The following is a 15540-nucleotide window of genomic DNA, read 5'->3' on the forward strand; positions in this document are numbered from 1 at the left end:
GCCCGGCGCGCACCTCTCTGCCAGACGTCGCCGTGGTGTCCGGGCCGAACGCCTCAGCGCACCGGCATCGGTTGGCTGGCTGCGGGCGCCGCAGGCCCCGTCGCGGAGCCGGTCGCCACGCCCGCCGGCTCGTCCGTCACACCCGACACGTCCGTCACACCCGACACGTCCGGCACCTGGATCGCCGCGAGCGCCGCCAGCGCCGCGACGTACCCGGCCTCGTCGCCAGCGCGGGCGGCGTCCCGGGCACGCACGGTCGGCCCGTGCAGCTCCCCACGGGTCCGACGCCGCAGGGCACGCACTGCGCGCTCGTCGGTCGACCCGAGCGCCTCGATCGCTGCCTCGAGGCCTGCCAGCACGCGCGTGCGCTCCGCGATGATCCCCGGGTTGCGCAGGCGCATGCGCCGGTCTGCCTGGAAGTCGGCGGCGGTGCGGGCGACGATCTCGTGCGCCAGCGCGACCGGCGCGGAGTGCTCGTCGGGCGCGTTCTCGCTCACGGTCGTCAGGCTCACGAGCCGGACGCCGGGCAGCTCGCGGACGCCCGGGTCGACGTCGTGCCTCAGCGCGAGGTCGACGACCGCGAGCGGGCGATCGACCCCGATGCGTGCAGCGGCCAGCGCCTCGACCTCGAGGACGGCCCCCGGCGCGCCCGAGCACGCCACCACAAGGTCGACGTCGGCGAGCTCGGCGTGCAGGTCGGAGCCGGTGATCGCCCGGGCCCCGCGTGCGGCGGCGAACGCGTGCGCCCGGCCGCTCGGCGAGAACACCCGGATGTCGGAGCAGCCCCGAGCCCGCAGCGCCGCGAGGCTGGCGCCGGCGTAGGAGCCGGTCCCGATGAGGACGCAGCGGACCTCGGGCCACGCAGGCAGGTCCGCCTGGACGAGGTCGAGCGCGACGGAGACGACCGACCGCCCCGCGCCACCAAGCCCGGTGCTCGAGCCGACCGCGCGCGAGGTCCGCGACGCGGCCTGGAACAGCGCCTCGAGGTCCGACGTCGTCGTGCCGTCGCGTCGTGCGGCGCTGAGGGCCCGGCGCACCTGGCCGGAGATCTCCCGTTCGCCGACGACCATCGAGTCGAGCCCGGCCGCCACCGCGAACAGGTGCTCGGCGACCTCGACGCCGGTGCCGACGTGCAGCTCGGTCTCGACCCGCTCGGGGTGGTACCCGGAGCGGGCGGCGACGACCGCTGCTGCCCCGGCGCTCGCCGCCGCCACGTGCGCGGGGTCATCGACTTCCAGGTACAGCTCGAACCGGTTGCACGTCGCAAGGACGACGGCACCGGTGACGGGCGTGCAGCCGGCCACGATCTCGTGTCCGACGGCGTGCGTGTCGGCAGAGAGCCGCTCCAGCACTGCGAGGTCGAGGTCGTGGTGGCTGGCGATCAAAGACAGCAGCACCACGGGGCCGATTGAATCACTCCGAGGAATGTCCGGCACAATCGACGCGTGAGCCTTCCCCCCACGCACCCGCTCGTCGACGGTCGTACGACGCATTCCGCGCTCGTGACCGCCTATTCCGGGGGCCACCCGGCACGGCGGCCGGTGTGGTTCATGCGACAGGCGGGTCGGTCGCTGCCCGAGTACCGCGCGGCACGGGCCGGCACCGCGATGCTCGACGCGTGCCTGACCCCCGAGCTCGCCTCGGAGCTCACGCTGCAGCCCGTGCGCCGCCACGACGTCGACGCCGGCATCTTCTTCTCCGACATCGTCGTGCCGCTGCGGCTCGCGGGGGTCGACGTCGTCATCGAGCCCGGCGTCGGGCCCGTGCTGGGCTCCGCGGTCCGGACCGCCGACGACGTCGCCCGCCTGCAGGACGCCGGGCCACTCACCCCCGAGGCGCTGGCTCCGATCACCGAGGCGGTCGGCCTCACGGCCGGCGCGCTCGGCTCGACGCCGCTCATCGGGTTCGCGGGCGCCCCGTTCACGCTCGCGGCCTACCTCGTCGAGGGCCGCCCGTCGCGCGACCACCTCGCGGCGCGCACGCTCATGCACTCCGACCCGGACACCTGGGCCGCGCTCATGGCGTGGGCTGCCGACGTGACGGGTGAGTTCCTCCGCGCGCAGGTCCTCGCTGGGGCGAGCGCCGCCCAGCTGTTCGACTCGTGGGCCGGGTCGTTGTCGCTCGCGGACTACGAGACGCATGCGGCACCGTGGTCGGCGCGCGCGTTCCGGCACGTCACCGACCTGGACGTCCGGACCGTGCACTTCGGGACCGGCACGAGCGAGCTGCTCGTCGCGATGCGGGACGTCGGCGCGGACGTCGTCGGCGTCGACTACCGGCTGCCGCTCGACGAGGCGAACCGCCGGCTCGGCGGACGCACGCCGCTGCAGGGCAACATCGACCCCGCGCTGCTGGCCGCTCCGTGGCCGGTGCTCGAGGCGCACGTCCGGGACGTCATCGCGCGCGGCGCGCACGCACCCGGGCACGTCGTGAACCTCGGGCACGGGGTGCCGCCGGAGACCGACCCCGACGTGCTCACGCGGGTCGCCGCGCTGGTGCACGCGGCGTAGCGGTGGAGTCCTGGGACGCCGTCGTCGTCGGGGCGGGCGTCGGTGGGCTCGTCGTGGCACGCGACCTCGCCGCCGGCGGGCTGCGGGTGCTGGTCGTCGAGCAGCGCGCGACGCCGGGCGGCGCGGTCGGGCGGCACGAGGTCGCCGGGCTGACGCTCGACTCCGGTGCCGAGTCGTTCGCGACGCGGGGCGGGGCGGTCGCGGCCCTGGCCGACGAGCTCGGACTCGGCTCTCGGGTCGTCGCGCCGGACCCCCGCGGGGCCTGGGTGCAGCTCGCGTCGGGCGCCGGTCCGCTTCCCCGCACCGGGCTGCTCGGCATCCCGGCGGGCCCGTGGTCGAGCGACGTGCGTCGGACGATCGGGCTGGTCGGGGCGCTGCGCGCGGTGCTCGACCGGGTGCTGCCCGCCCGTGTGGGAACGGGTTCGGGGCCGGATGCGACCCTCGGGTCGCTCGTCCGGGCACGCATGGGTCGGCGCGTCCTGGACCGCCTCGTGCGGCCGGTGGTGGCGGGCGTGCACGCCGCGGACCCCGATGACCTCGCGGTCGACGCGGTCTCTCCCGGACTGCTCGCGGCGCTGGCGACGCACGGGTCGCTCGGCTCCGCCGTCGGGCACCTGCGCGCCCTCGCACCGGCCGGCGCGGCCGTGTCGGGTCTCGACGGCGGCATGCGCGTGCTCGTCGACGCGCTCGTCGCCGACCTCGCCGCGCGGGGTGTCGTCGTCAGGACGGGTGTGCGGGTCGAGGCGGTGCGCCGCGTCGACGCCGAGCTGGACGCAGGCGGCCCGGTGGCCTTCGAGGTCAGCCTCGCGGTCGTGCCCGGCGCCGCACCGATCGCTCCGGCGGTCGGCCGCACCGGTGGGCGGACCGACGCTCCGACCGAGCTGCAGGTCCGCGCCGACCGGCTCGTGCTCACGACTCCCGAGGCCGCCGGGCTGCTGCCCGCCGTCGTCCGGGGGCTCGGCGATCTGCACCCCGACCCCGGTGCCGACGTCGTCCTCGTCACGCTGGTCCTGGACGCCCCCGAGCTCGACGCGGCGCCGCGCGGCACGGGCGTGCTCGTCGCCCCGGGGGTCCACCGGGTGCGTGCGAAGGCCCTCACCCACGCGACGGCGAAGTGGGCGTGGCTCGCGCGGGACGCCGGGCCCGGCCGCCACGTCGTGCGCCTGTCCTACGGGGTCGCCGGGACGCCCGCCATCGGCACCTATGCCACCCCGGAGGGCACCGAGCCGGCTGACCCGCGTGCTCTCGGCGACGGCGCGCTGACAGCCCTCGCCCTGCGGGACGCCTCGACGCTGCTCGGGGTCGCCCTGTCCCCCGACCAGGTGCTCGCCTCCGCGCGGGTCACGTGGTCGCAGGCGCTGCCCCGGCCGAGCTCCGCCCACCGCGCGATGGTCGGCCGGGTCCGCACGGCGGTCGCGGGCGTGCCGGGGCTGGCAGTCTGCGGCGCCTGGGTCGCCGGCAACGGGCTGGCCTCGGTCGTCCCCGACGCCCGCCGGGCCGCCGAGGCCCTCCTGGCCGAGGACCTCGGCGGCGCACCGCCCGCGCCCTGACCGCGGCCACGCTCTGCTGGACAATGCTGTGGAAAGGCTGTGGGGTGGGATTGTTCGGGCCCCGCACGACGCACCATTTCCCGGCGATTCTGACAATGCGTCAGAAAATGGCCCGGGACCCCCGGGGGCCCGGGGCAGCCGGCGCTTTCGACATCGACCCGATCGTGCACGAGACTGGCGCCATGCCCTCGACCGTCCGTATCGGCACACGTGCGAGCACGCTGGCCCTGACCCAGACCGGTCATGTGGCCGACGCGCTGACCCGCGCGGGCGCCGGGGACATCGAGCTCGTCCAGGTCCGCACCGACGGCGACCGCCTCACGGGCTCGCTCGCCTCGCTCGGCGGTACCGGGGTCTTCGTCACGGCGCTGCGCGACGCGCTGCTCGACGGTCGGTGCGACGTCGCCGTCCACTCGCTCAAGGACCTGCCCACCGGGACCGCCGACGGCCTGGTCATCGGGGCGGTCCCCGTCCGCGAGGACCCGCGCGACGCGCTGTGCGCCCGACACGCCTGGACGCTCGAGTCGCTGCCCGAGGGCGCACGCGTCGGGACGGGATCGCCGCGCCGCGCCGCGCAGCTGCTCGCCGTCCGCCCCGACCTCGAGGTCGTGGACATCCGCGGCAACGTCGACACGCGGCTGCGTCGGGTCGCGCGTGACGACCTCGACGCCGTCGTCCTCGCGTGCGCCGGGCTGGCCCGCCTCGGCCGGCTCGAGGCGATCACGCAGGCGCTCGACCCGGCGGTCATGACCCCCGCCCCGGGGCAGGGCGCGCTCGCGGTCGAGGTCCGGGCCGACCTCGAGCCCGGTTCGCCGCTGCACCGTGCGCTCGCCGCCCTCGACGACCCTGCGACCCGGCTGGCGGTCGTCGCCGAACGCGCACTCCTGGCCCGGCTCGAGGCGGGCTGCGCTGCACCTGTGGGTGCGCTCGCCTGGCTCTCGCCGACCGGCGACGTCCTGACGCTCGACTCGGTCGTGACCGGTCCCGACGGACGGCGACAGCTGCGCCGGTCGGCGTCGACCGCGATGCCGGCGGCTCCGGCCGAGCCGGGAGCCGCCGACGGCCAGCGCGCCCGCACGGCCGTCGACCTCGGCAACCGGCTCGCCGACGAGCTGCTTGCCGCAGGAGCCGCCGCGCTCGCCGACCTGGGACCGCGATGACCACGTCCGTCCGCGGCGCCACCACGGAGCCGCCCGGCAGGCACGGTCCGCTCGACGGCCTGCGCGTCCTGGTCCCCCGCGCGACCGACGGGCCCGACCCGCTCGTCATCGCGCTCACCGCGAACGGCGCCGAGCCGGTCACCGTCCCGCTCATCCAGACCGTCCCGCCCGAGGACCCGACCGAGCTCGACGACGTGCTGCTCGCGCTCGGCATCGGGTACTACGGGTGGCTGGCCGTGACGAGCGGTGCAGCGGTCCCCGTGCTGGCCGACCGCGCCGTCGAGATCGGCACGACCCTCGCCTCGCTCGTCGAGGACGTGCAGGTCGCCGCCGTCGGACCCGCGACCGAACGCGTGCTCAGGGACGCGGGTGTGCGCGTCGACCTCGTGCCCCGCGGCGCGTCGTCGGCCACCCACCTGCTCGCGGAGTGGCCCCCACTGCCGGCCGCGCCCGGCCTGCCCGACGACGGCTCAGCCGCCTCGCGGGTCCTCGTCCCCCGCGGCGACCTCGCCGCGCCCACGCTCGCGGTCGGCCTGCGCGCGCGCGGCTGGACCGTCGACGAGATCGTCGCCTACCGCACGGTCCCCGGCCCGGCGCCCGACGACGCGACCCGCGCCGACTGGTCCGAGGGCCGCATCGGCGCCGTCGTGCTCACGTCCGGCAGCTCGGCGCGCAACCTCGTCGAGCTGCTCGGACCCCCGCCGCCCGGCACGCTCGTCGTGTGCCTCGGTCCGAGCACCGCGGCCGTGGCCGAGCGGATCGGCCTCGACGTCGCCGCTGTCGCGACCGAGCAGACACCCACCGGGCTCGTCGCGGCGCTCGTCGCCGCTCTCGCCGCACCCCCACCCACCACGACCGAGGTGACACCGTGACCGGACCCCAGCGCACACCACGCCTCCGCGAGCGCTCACGTGACGTTCCGAGCGACCTCCCCTCGCCCGGCCGTATCCGGCCGCGACGCACGCGCGCGACGCCGGCCATGCGCCGCCTCGTCGCGCAGACGCACCTCGACCCGTCCCAGCTCGTGCTCCCCCTGTTCGTCCGGGAGGGCCTGACCGACCCCCGGCCGATCAGCTCCATGCCGGGCGTCGTCCAGCACTCGCGCGAGTCGCTGCGCCGGGCCGTCACCGAGGCGGCGACGGCCGGGCTCGGCGGGGTCATGCTGTTCGGCATCCCCGAGCTCAGGGACGCGACCGGCACGCAGGCGACCGACCCGGACGGCATCCTCAACGTGGCCCTCGCGGACGCGGTCGCCGAGGTCGGGGAGTCGCTCGTCATCCAGGCGGACCTGTGCCTCGACGAGTTCACGGACCACGGCCACTGCGGCGTCCTCACCGCATCCGGGGCAGTCGACAACGACGCGACCCTCGTGCGGTACGCCGACATGGCCCTCGCGCAGGCCCGGGCGGGCGCCCACCTCGTCGGGCTCAGCGGAATGATGGACGGTCAGGTCGGCGTCGTGCGCGACGCGCTCGACGGGGCCGGGTACCTCGACGTGGCCGTCCTCGCCTACGCCGCGAAGTACGCGTCGGCGTTCTACGGCCCGTTCCGCGAGGCCGTCGAGTCGACGCTCGTGGGCGACCGCCGCACCTACCAGTTGGACCCCGCGAACCGTCGCGAGGCGGTCCGCGAGGTCGCGATCGACATCGCCGAGGGCGCCGACATCATCATGGTGAAGCCCGCGCTGGCCTACCTCGACGTGCTGGCGGACGTCGCTGCGACCTCGACGGTGCCCGTCGCGGCGTACCAGGTGTCCGGCGAGTACGCGATGATCGAGGCCGCCGCGGCGAACGGCTGGATCGACCGCCGCCGCGCGGTGATGGAGTCGGTGCTGAGCATCCGACGAGCCGGCGCGGACCACGTGCTGACCTACTGGGCCGTCGAGCTGGCCGGCTGGCTGGACGAGGAGATCGCATGAGCGGGTCGGACGCCACGTCGGCGGGGTACTTCGAGCGGGCTCAGGCCATCATCCCCGGCGGGGTCAACTCACCCGTGCGCGCGTACGGGTCGGTGGGCGGCACGCCGCGGTTCCTCGCCTCGGCGCGCGGCGCCTACGTGACCGACGTCGACGGACGCGAGTACGTCGACCTCGTCGGCTCGTGGGGCCCGGCGCTCCTGGGCCATGCGCACCCGGCCGTCGTCGAGGCGGTGCAGCAGGCCGCCGCGCGCGGCCTGTCGTTCGGGGCCCCCACGCTCACCGAGGTCGAGCTCGCCGAGGAGATCCGGTCGCGCGTCCCGGCGGCCGAACGGCTCCGGCTCGTCTCGACGGGCACCGAGGCCACCATGACCGCCGTGCGGCTCGCGCGCGGCGTGACGGGGCGCGACCGCATCATCAAGTTCGCCGGCTGCTACCACGGCCATGTGGACTCGCTGCTGGCCGCCGCCGGCTCGGGCGTCGCGACGCTTGCGCTGCCGGGGTCGGCCGGGGTCACCGCCGCGGTCGCCGCCGAGACGATCGTGCTGCCGTACAACGACCTCGCCGCGGTCGAGGCCGCATTCGCGGAGCACGGCAGCACCATCGCCGCCGTCATCACCGAGGCCGCGGCGGCGAACATGGGCGTCGTCCCGCCGCTGCCCGGGTTCAACGCGGCACTGGCTCGCGTCGCGCACGCGCACGGCGCCCTGCTGATCCAGGACGAGGTGCTGACTGGCTTCCGGGTCGGGCCCGCCGGCTGGTGGGGCCTCGAGGGTGCAGTCGAAGGCTGGGCCCCCGACCTACTCACGTTCGGCAAGGTCATCGGTGGCGGGCTGCCGGTCGCGGCGGTGGGTGGCCGGGCGGACATCCTCGGCGCTCTCGCGCCGCTCGGACCGGTTTACCAGGCGGGAACCTTGTCCGGGAACCCCGTCGCGACAGCTGCCGGGCTCGCGACCCTGCGCGCCGCCGATGCCTCGGTCTACGCACGCGTCGACGCCGTCGCCGCCACGCTCCAGGGTGCCCTCACCTCGGCCCTCGACGCGGCCGGTGTCGCGCACGTGGTCCAGTCGGCCGGCAGCCTGTTCAGCGTCGTGTTCGGGGCCGCCGCAGCCGAGCGCGGTGCCCACGACTACACCGACATGCTGGCCAGCGAGTCCTGGCGGTACGCGCCGTTCTTCCACGCGCTGCTCGATGCGGGCGTCTACGCGCCGCCGTCGGGCTTCGAGGCGTGGTTCGTCTCGGCCGCACACGACGACGCGGCGGTCGAGCGGATCGTCGACGCGCTGCCCGCTGCCGCACGCGCCGCCGCCGCGGCGACTCCCCGGGGCTGACCGCCATGGCCAGCGGGAGCAGCGCGGGTCGTGGCCTGGGCACGCCGTCGCGACGGAGAACGAGCACGACGACGTGGCGCTGGGTGTTCGTCGGCGTGGGCCTGGCGGCGTTCGTGGTGACGGCCGTGCTGCTCGCCACGCGCAGCGCGTCCGCTTCCCAGGTCGCCAACGGGTTCTGGGCCGTCGTCGCTGTCGGCGCCCTCGTCCAGCTCGTCGTGTCGGCGCGCAAGACCAGCAAGCCGTCGCAGGCGGCGCCTCCCGGCGTGCAGGGACCCGACGAGGTCGAGGGCTCCGTCGGGCCCACCGCGACCGGCGACAGGTCCTGACCATGCTGTCTTCGTCACACCTGGCCGCCGCCTGCCGATAGGGACACCGAACCCCTCCAGGAGGCCACGGATCGATGGACGGCATCGCGGCGATCACCAGTCGGATCGCGGAGATCCAGAGCACCGTCGGCGCGCTCAACCCGCAGCCGATCGCGACGTCGGCGGGGGGCGCGTTCGACTCCGTGCTGGCCACCGAGGTCACGAAGCAGACGGGCAGCACGACCGCCGTCGACCCCACGACGCTGCGCGTCCAGCAGATCGGCGCGTACGGCTCCGAGCAGCTCACGAACGCGGCCGCGATCATCAAGGCCGGCCAGGCCCTCGGGCTCTCGGTGCGCGACCAGACCATCGGCGTCATGACCGCGATCGGCGAGTCGTCGCTGCGCGTGGTCGACCACGGCGACACCGCCGGCCCGGACAGCCGCGGTCTCTTCCAGCAGCGCGCGAACGGTGCGTGGGGCAGCTACGCGGACCGGATGAACCCGACGGTCAGCGCGACGAGCTTCTTCACGGCTCTGGCAGGCGTCCAGGGCCGTGACTCCGTGCCGCCGACGATCGTCGCACACACCGTGCAGCGCAACGCCGACCCGCAGTACTACACGACGTACTGGGACGACGCGGTCGCGATCGTCTCCGGCCTGACCGGCACCAGCGGGTCCTGAGGGACCGACGGCTACGGCCCGTTTGCAGGCGTCCTACGCTACCGTTTGCAGGTCTCCTGCACTACCGTCTGCACCTTGCGATGCGGCTCGGCCATACCGCAGCATGACGACCCCGTTCCCGAACGTCCGGGTCTCGATGAGGTTCAGGCTGCTCCGCGCGTCGGTGTCCCGGAACAGCGGGTTGCCCCGGCCGAGCAGGACCGGGTGGACGTACAGCCGGTACTCGTCGATCAGGTCCAGCCGGCGGAACGTCTCGGCGAGGTCGGGGCCACCGATCGTCATGTCTCCGCCCGGCTCCGCCTGCAGCGCCCTGATCTCCTCGGCGACGACGTCACGCCGGAGCGTCGCGTTCGGCCCGACGTGCTCCAGGGTCCGGGAGAACACGACCTTCGGGGTGTCCCGCCAGATGCCCGCGAAGTCGCGGATCGGTGCGGGCGCGTCGGGATCGGCGTCGGCTGTCGGCCAGTAGTCCTCCATGAGCTCGTAGGTGACGCGCCCGCCGAGGAACGCACCCATCTTCCGCAGCTCGTCGTTGAAGTAGGTGTGCAGCTCCTCGTCGACCAGGTGCCAGCTGATGTCCCGGTCGGGGCCTTCGAAGAAGCCGTCGATCGACATCCCGATCCACAGCACGATCTTCCTCATCGCGGTCCTCTCCTCGTCAGCGGGCAGGTCGACGCGCGCCGGTGTCACAGCTCGATGCGCGGCTTGTCTGGCTCGGGCTCGGGCTGGGGCGGCTCGAGCTCTGGCGCAGGGTCGGTCGTGACGAGCCGGAGCACCCCCGGACCCGCCATCGCGGCGCAGCCGTGCACGCGCCACCCCGTGAGGTCCTCGGCGGGCAGCTCGTCGCGGTGCACCAGCAGCACCCAGGGCTCCTCGGCCGGCTGGTTGGCGGTGAGCATGTCGGGGTACCCCTCGACCGGCCCCGAGCGCGTGACCTCGACGACCAGCTCGAGGCGACTGTCGTCGTCCCCGACGGACGACACCGACTGCACGACACCGTCGATCTCGGTGCGGTTCTCCCTCACAGCGACCATGGTTCAGTCCGCCTTCCCGGCGAGGTGACGCACCAGCGCTGCCGCGATGGGCTGCCCCGTGTGCGACTCGTAAAAACTGTAGCCCGGCATGGGGTTGACCTCGAAGCAGACCCAGTCGCCGGCCGGGGTGCGGCGCAGGTCGATGCCCGCGAGCGGGAGACCGAGCGTCGCGGCGAGGCGGACGCAGCGGTCGGCGATCTCGTCGGGCAGGTGCGTCTCGGTGAGCGCGGCGGTCAGCCCGTCGCGCCCGGCGTAGCGGTAGTCGACCGCGTCCGACCCGATCTCGGTCGCGAAGACCTCGCGGCCGACGACGTGGACCCGCACGTCCGTCCCGGGCACGAGCGCCTGGAACTGGGTCGGCAGCGACCGGACGCGCTCGAGCCGTCCGAGCGCCGCCCCCTCGAGCACCCGGACGATCGACCGCACGCCGGAGATCGACTTGAACACGACGGCCCCGTGCGCCGCCGCGAACGCCCGGACCTCCCCGGGGTCGTCGGTGACGATCGTCTCCGGCACGGCAAACCCCGCGGCCGCGATGAGCTGCGCCTGGTAGGGCTTCGAGGCGTTCGAGTGCATCGCCGACGGGCGCGACGCGACCCGGCACGGCGCCACGTCGACCCAGCCGAGCAGCAGCTCGACGAGCGTGCGTCCGCGCTCGCTCTCGCGCGGGTCCGTCCCGGGGACCGGCGAGAGCGGTCGCGCGTAGACCCCGGCGACGTCGCCGAGCAGGGTGCGGGCGCCGCTGCGCTCGAGGACGCCACCGCCGTCGGCGTCGAGGCGCAGGTCGGCGACCGGGTGGGACTGCTGGTCGACGAGCACGTGCTCGACGCCCAGCTCCCCCGCCTCCTCGACGACGCGATGCACCGCCGGGTCGTCCCCATACCCGATGACCAGGATCATCACGCCACCTCCGCGAGGAACGCGCCCGCGAGCGCGATCTCGTCGGGGCTGATGACGGGCGCGAGCGGCTGGGCGTCGACGGCCCCACCCGCCGGGTCGAACCCGACGGACAGGACGCGGCACCCCGCCGCCGCAGCGAGCGCGCAGCAGCCCCGCGCCTCGGCGACGGATGACGCGCCGACCGCCCGCCGTCCGGCCACGAGCACGCGGCGGACGGCGTCGGGCGTGGGGTCGAGCGGACGACGTGCGTCCCACGCGCTGCCCGACCATCCCGGGACGAGCCGTGCCGACGTCGCCGCGACGGTGTCCGTCACCGGCAGGCCGGCCTTCCTCGACTCGGCCCGCCACCGAACGACGGACCACGCCGGACCGGTGGGCCCGTCGCCCGTCACCGCGTTGACCACACGGTCGCCGAGCGCGGCGAGCCAGCTGACCGCGAGCGCCTGGACCTCGGCGGACGCGTAGTCACGATCCGCCGCCGAGGCCCCCCGCAGCGCCGACGGCACGCTCGTCGTGGCGCGGAACCAGACGAGGGCGAGGTCGTCGTCGTCCACCCGGTCGCCGAACCCCGCGGGGAACGTGAGCCGGGTCGAGGCCCGGCCCGTCGAGGTGACCCGGTGCGTCCAGCGCGTGCGGTCCCACGCGTAGCCGGGCACCCAGCGGACGTCGACCTCGGGGCGGACCCGGGCGGCGACGCGCGCCGCCGCCCGAGCCCCGAGGTCCGCGGCGTCGGCCACGACGAGCACGACAGACGCGGTCATCGCCTACCGCACCGGGGTGTCGTACTCGTGCTTCGCGGTCGGGTCGCCCTCGGCCATCCGGGCCGCGAGCTCGGCGTCGCCGGCCGCCGCGCCCGGCGCACCGAGCAGGTCCGGTCGCAGCGTCTGGTCGATGAACGGCCCGGTACCGGCGTCCGCGCCACCACCGGCGCCGGCGCCGTAGTCGCCACCGGCCTCGGGCTCGCCGTAGACGACGGACTCGAGCGCCGCGAGGCGGTCCTCGAGCGAGGCCCCCTGCGCGGGGCTGCCACCGAACCCGCCACCGCCGAGCGGGTCGCCGCCGCCACCGGGCCGGTTCCAGCCCGGCCACTCGACGACGTTCTTGTACTCGCGCTGGTCCTTGATGTCCTTGAACGCCTCCTTGACGTCCTTCACGGTGTCCTTGCGGAACTCCTTGACCTCCTTGAAGACCTCCTTGCGGATCTCCTTGCGCTGGTCCTTGATGCCGTCCTTCTTCAGCTCCTTGCGCGCGTCCTTGAGGTCCTTGAGGACCGCCTTGCAGCTCACGCGGGCATTCGCCGTCATCACGGCGCCCGACGGCGAGATGGACGACAGCGCGACGCACGTGTCGGCGCCTGCGTAGGACTTGGTTCCGGGTGTCGTCGTGCCGTCGATGGTGACGACCGTGGCCGTGCCCGGGAACGGGTCGCCTGCGTCGCCGCGGTTGTGGTCGAGCTCGAGGTCCCGCTTCCCGTCCGCCTGGACGAGCGCGACCTTGTAGTGGTTCTCGTCGGTGTTGCCGGGCTGGGTCTCGTCGATGTGCCAGAGGAGTGCGCCCCAGCCGGGCAGTGCGGCGTCGTAGCCGACCGGTTGGCGGTTCTCGAGCAGGAAGTACTCCGACCCGCTCGCGCCGTCCTTCCAGAGCCGGAACACGGTGTGCGAGGACTCCACGGCCGGGATCGTCAGGGTGCCGTTGGTCGTGACGACGGTCGTGGTGACCCACCCCTGGTTGACCTTGCACCAGGCGCTCGGGTGCGAGGGCTGCGCGCCGCCGCCGTTCCACGACCCGCCCGACATGAGGCACCAGTTGCCGATGCCCTCCGACGTGTAGTCGGTGTCGTACAGGTCGGGGAAGCCGAACAGCAGGTGGCCCAGCTCGTGCGCGCTGACGCCGATCTTGGCGTCCTCGGGGATCGTCAGGTAGCCGTAGATCTTGGTGCTGTCGACGGCGAGCGCGCTCGCGAGGACCGACTTGTGCGACCAGATGTCGCCCTTCGAGCCCGTGACCTCGGCGCCCTGGCCGGCGTGGACCACGATGAAGGCGTCGACGAACCCGTTGCCGTCGTTGTCGTACGGCGTGAAGTCCACGGCGGCGTTCGCCGCGTTGGCGGCGTCGAGCGCGAGCTGTGGGGAGCGGAACGCGGTGCCGTTGAGGCCGATCCCGGACCCGTTGTTCGCGTACCACGCGAGCGTCTGCGGCATCCGGTACGGACCGACGACCGTCCCCGCGAGCGTGACCAGGCCGTTCGTGACCTCGGAGTAGTACTCCTTGACGCTGCCGTGCGGCAGGGTGCCCGACGAGAAGAACAGCTGGTCGAACTGTGCGGTCGTCGCGGTCATGGGCTTGTCCGAGAAGTCCACGAGGACGACCGCGACGTTCACGGTGCCGCGCAGCGGTGCGCGGTCGGCGGCCGTGGCCCGGATCATGTGGAACGGGGTGCCCGCGGGGAACTCCTCGGGCGGCACGATCACGCCGTCGTTGAACCCCAGCGGGTGCGGCTCGCGCGCGAGCCGCAGCGCCGGTGCGGCGTCGCGGCTCTTGTTGACCGACGCAAGGTCCTTGCGCCACTTGGCTCTGAGCTCCGGGCTCGGCGGGACCGTGCACGTCTGCGTGCGCTGGTCCTGAGTCCCGAACGTCATGACGTCGTCCCTCATCGCACTGACCTCTCCGGAAGGACCGCGCACGGTCGCGCAGTCGATACCGGAGAGGAGAGGGACGAACCACCCCAGATACGACGGCGTCCCTCAGATACGGGACTTTGGTCCCCGCGCGAAATACCCCCGGGGGGTACCTTCGTTGAAGCGGTTGAGGCACGACGACGACGCTCGCCCGCACGACACCGGAGGGGCCATGCACGGCTACACCGACAAGAAGGACCAGTACCTCAAGCGGCTGAGCCGCATCGAGGGCCAGGTCCGTGGCATCGCTCGCATGGTCGACGAGGACGTCTACTGCATCGACATCCTCACGCAGGTCTCCGCCGTCACGAAGGCGCTGCAGGCCGTGAGCATCGGACTCGTCGAGGACCACCTCGGCCACTGCGTCGTCGACGCCGCCCGGAAGTCGCCCGAGGCCGGCGCCGAGAAGGTCCGCGAGGCCGCCGACGCCATCGCCCGGCTCGTCCGCAGCTGAACCACCACGCTGAACACCCACCCAGAACACCCCGAGAGGACCTCACCATGAGCCAGACCACCACCTTCTCCGTCGACGGCATGACGTGCGCCCACTGCGTGCACCACGTCACGACCGAGCTCACCGCGATCCCGGGCGTCCGCGACGTGTCGATCGAGCTCGTCAACGGCGGCTCCTCGCCCGTCACCGTCGTCTCCGACGAGCCCCTGACCGACGCGGCCATCGCCGCCGCGATCGACGAGGCGGGCTACGCGCTCACCCCGAAGGGTTCGCTGCTGTGACCGAGGCCGTCGTCCGCACCGAGAGCAACGAGCCCGTCGCCACCGTCGACCTCGCGATCGAGGGGATGACGTGCGCGTCGTGCGTCATGCACGTCGAGAAGCGTCTCAACCGGGTCCCGGGCGTCACGGCGACGGTCAACCTCGCGCTCGAGACGGCTCACGTCGAGCTGCTCGCGGACGACGCCGGAACCCCCGCGGACGACGACACCCTCGTCGCTGCGGTCCGCAAGGCCGGGTACGACGCGCGGGTCCTGTCCCGTCGCTCGCTCACCGCCACCCCGCCCGGCACCCCTCCGGACCACGCCGCCGACCCTGCGGACCCGCACGCCACGCACGACGCGACGCCGACGGGGCACGACGCCATGCCCGGGATGCCCGACGAGATGGGCATGAACCCGATCGCGCACGCGCTGTCGGGCCACTCGATGCCCGCGGGCCACGCGATGGAGCCCGACGAGGACACGTCAGCCCCCACCGACCAGCGCGGCACCGACCTGCGTCGGCGGCTGCGCGGCGCGGCGGTCCTCACCGTGCCCGTCCTCGCCCTGTCGATGATCCCGGCCTTGCAGTTCTCCGGCTGGCAGTGGGTCGTCGCGGTGCTCGCTCTGCCGGTCTCGACCTGGGCGGCCTGGCCGTTCCACAAGGCGGCTGCGCGCGCCGGGCGGCACGGAGCCTCGACGATGGACACGCTCGTGTCGATCGGGATCATCGCGGCGACCACGTGGTCGCTCTGGGCGCT

17 protein-coding genes are annotated in these 15540 nt (G+C 74.2%); 11 read left to right on the forward strand and 6 right to left on the reverse strand.

Going from position 1 to position 15540, the window contains the following annotated elements; genetic code table 11:
- Window positions 1-53: 53 nt before the first annotated feature.
- The gene (locus tag VFW79_RS13845; RefSeq protein WP_329677876.1) at window positions 54-1400 is read right to left on the reverse strand and encodes a glutamyl-tRNA reductase; all 1347 of its coding nucleotides are present in this window, start codon (window positions 1398-1400) and stop codon (window positions 54-56) included.
- A gap of 45 nt (window positions 1401-1445) precedes the next feature.
- Between VFW79_RS13845 and hemE the strand changes: the two genes are divergently transcribed.
- The 8 genes from hemE to VFW79_RS13885 all read left to right on the forward strand — a co-directional run bounded on the left by hemE (window position 1446) and on the right by VFW79_RS13885 (window position 9454).
- Complete coding sequence (gene hemE, locus VFW79_RS13850; protein WP_329677877.1) at window positions 1446-2510, forward strand: uroporphyrinogen decarboxylase; 1065 nt, start codon at window positions 1446-1448, stop codon at window positions 2508-2510.
- 2 nt (window positions 2511-2512) lie between these two features.
- Window positions 2513-4060, forward strand: a complete 1548-nt coding sequence (locus VFW79_RS13855) for a protoporphyrinogen/coproporphyrinogen oxidase (RefSeq protein WP_329677878.1) — start codon at window positions 2513-2515, stop codon at window positions 4058-4060.
- Between the two features lie 182 nt (window positions 4061-4242).
- The gene (gene hemC / locus VFW79_RS13860) at window positions 4243-5220 is read left to right on the forward strand and encodes a hydroxymethylbilane synthase (RefSeq protein WP_329677879.1); all 978 of its coding nucleotides are present in this window, start codon (window positions 4243-4245) and stop codon (window positions 5218-5220) included.
- Window positions 5217-6092 carry a uroporphyrinogen-III synthase gene (locus VFW79_RS13865; RefSeq protein ID WP_329677880.1) on the forward strand — a complete coding sequence of 292 codons (876 nt, stop codon included), beginning with the start codon at window positions 5217-5219 and terminating at the stop codon, window positions 6090-6092. Before hemC ends, VFW79_RS13865 begins: the two co-directional genes overlap by 4 nt.
- A 74-nt stretch (window positions 6093-6166) precedes the next feature.
- Window positions 6167-7138: a porphobilinogen synthase gene (gene hemB / locus VFW79_RS13870; protein ID WP_329677891.1), complete on the forward strand. Its 972-nt coding sequence runs from the start codon at window positions 6167-6169 to the stop codon at window positions 7136-7138.
- Window positions 7135-8466, forward strand: coding sequence for a glutamate-1-semialdehyde 2,1-aminomutase (gene hemL / locus VFW79_RS13875; RefSeq protein WP_329677881.1), 1332 nt, complete (start codon window positions 7135-7137; stop codon window positions 8464-8466). Before hemB ends, hemL begins: the two co-directional genes overlap by 4 nt.
- An 83-nt stretch (window positions 8467-8549) precedes the next feature.
- A complete protein-coding gene (locus tag VFW79_RS13880; RefSeq protein ID WP_329677882.1) occupies window positions 8550-8792 on the forward strand; it encodes a hypothetical protein in 243 nt (80 codons plus the stop codon).
- 74 nt (window positions 8793-8866) lie between these two features.
- On the forward strand, window positions 8867-9454 hold the full coding sequence (locus VFW79_RS13885) for a hypothetical protein (RefSeq protein WP_329677883.1): 588 nt from the start codon (window positions 8867-8869) through the stop codon (window positions 9452-9454).
- Between the two features lie 33 nt (window positions 9455-9487).
- On the opposite strand, the gene VFW79_RS13890 is transcribed toward VFW79_RS13885, so the two are convergent.
- The 5 genes from VFW79_RS13890 to VFW79_RS13910 are packed head-to-tail and all read right to left on the reverse strand — an operon-like array spanning window position 9488 to window position 14027.
- On the reverse strand, window positions 9488-10096 hold the full coding sequence (locus VFW79_RS13890) for a dihydrofolate reductase family protein (RefSeq protein ID WP_329677884.1): 609 nt from the start codon (window positions 10094-10096) through the stop codon (window positions 9488-9490).
- Between the two features lie 44 nt (window positions 10097-10140).
- Complete coding sequence (locus VFW79_RS13895; RefSeq protein ID WP_329677885.1) at window positions 10141-10488, reverse strand: hypothetical protein; 348 nt, start codon at window positions 10486-10488, stop codon at window positions 10141-10143.
- 3 nt (window positions 10489-10491) lie between these two features.
- Entirely contained in the window at window positions 10492-11388 is an 897-nt protein-coding gene (locus VFW79_RS13900; RefSeq protein WP_329677886.1) for a hypothetical protein, read from the reverse strand.
- Window positions 11388-12149: a hypothetical protein gene (locus VFW79_RS13905; protein ID WP_329677887.1), complete on the reverse strand. Its 762-nt coding sequence runs from the start codon at window positions 12147-12149 to the stop codon at window positions 11388-11390. Before VFW79_RS13905 ends, VFW79_RS13900 begins: the two co-directional genes overlap by 1 nt.
- Before the next feature lie 3 nt (window positions 12150-12152).
- Window positions 12153-14027 (reverse strand): M6 family metalloprotease domain-containing protein, encoded by a 1875-nt coding sequence (locus tag VFW79_RS13910; protein ID WP_329677888.1) that lies wholly within the window; start codon window positions 14025-14027, stop codon window positions 12153-12155.
- A gap of 211 nt (window positions 14028-14238) precedes the next feature.
- Here VFW79_RS13910 and VFW79_RS13915 point away from each other — a divergent pair, with 211 nt between their 5' ends.
- The 3 genes from VFW79_RS13915 to VFW79_RS13925 form a co-directional block, all read left to right on the forward strand.
- Entirely contained in the window at window positions 14239-14520 is a 282-nt protein-coding gene (locus VFW79_RS13915) for a metal-sensitive transcriptional regulator (RefSeq protein WP_329677889.1), read from the forward strand.
- Window positions 14521-14567: 47 nt separating this feature from the next.
- A complete protein-coding gene (locus VFW79_RS13920; RefSeq protein WP_329677890.1) occupies window positions 14568-14801 on the forward strand; it encodes a heavy metal-associated domain-containing protein in 234 nt (77 codons plus the stop codon).
- A 65-nt stretch (window positions 14802-14866) separates the two neighbouring features.
- The coding region (locus VFW79_RS13925; RefSeq protein WP_329677892.1) for a cation transporter at window positions 14867-15540 on the forward strand (674 nt) is incomplete at its 3' end.

It is taken from the genome of Cellulomonas sp., assembly GCF_036279715.1.
Lineage (GTDB): Bacteria > Actinomycetota > Actinomycetes > Actinomycetales > Cellulomonadaceae > Cellulomonas_A.